1 protein-coding gene is annotated in these 927 nt (G+C 53.9%); it reads right to left on the bottom strand.

Annotated elements, in window-relative coordinates:
* A partial coding sequence (locus ACYVTD_RS14155) for a Gldg family protein (protein ID WP_461248365.1) occupies positions 1–889 on the bottom strand: 889 nt, incomplete at its 3' end.
* Between the last annotated feature and the right edge of the window lie 38 nt (positions 890–927).

Below are 927 nucleotides of genomic sequence, written 5' to 3'. Positions count from 1 at the left end.
ACTCGCCCCTCATCACCCACGCTTCCGGAGAGCTTGTAAACAGGACTTCCGCCTGCACCTTGTCGGAGGGGTGCAGTTCAATCGGGCTTGGCCAGTAAAGATCAAGACCGGAAAAATTAGCGCTTACGGGGTGCTGCGGGTTTCCGTTATTCTGCATGACCCCGATCCACAAAGGATAGCGGACGATTCTGAACTGAATCGCGCCGGAGGGCATTCGTGTCTGGTACTGCAAAGTCAAAGCGTTGCGGTCTAGGGCGAGTTCGGGGCGTACTATCGCGCCGTAAGAGGAAATCATCGCAAGAAGCCCCTTGTCTTCCTGAGAACGGGCATCTATCGAGCCCCTCAAAGTGTCGATGTAAACCCCCTTCACGGCGAAAAGCGCTTTTCCGCCAAGCTGAATATACCTGTCGATTCTGTAGAGCGCCCAGTCATCCAAATCTTCCACGCCGCCCAAAACAAAAACGGCGGGAAGGCTGTCGGGTATCTCATCGCCTGGCGAAATAAGGCGCACTTTGAAGCCCGATTCGGCGAGTATCTGGTTCAAGTAGCCGAAGTCCTCCCTCCACTGCCTGAAACTGTCGCCGTTAATTACACCTAACACCCGTTCGGAATCGTTTACCATCGAGCGGATCCTCGAAGTAAGATCGTACTCTAATGTCTCGGTGGAAATTACCCACGGCAGAACTTCAATCTTGTCGATGTATTCGATAACGATGCCCGAATACACCGTAATAAGGCTTGTCTGCTCCTGATTCGCCGTCGGAACCTGCTTGGGCTGAAGGCCAAGCTCCTCTACTTCCCTCTCAAGATTCGCCCTTATCGGATCGCGCACCGTAACCCTGATCCTCCCTTTTGCAAACGCGGCGGTATCCCTTAAGGTGTCCTCCATTTCCCCGGGTTCGGGCGCGAGCGTCCTAAACTTGTTTG

Source organism: Treponema sp. R6D11, assembly GCF_054786075.1.
The sequence above is the reverse complement of the archived record's forward strand: the minus strand, read 5'-3'. Positions and strand labels throughout refer to the sequence as shown.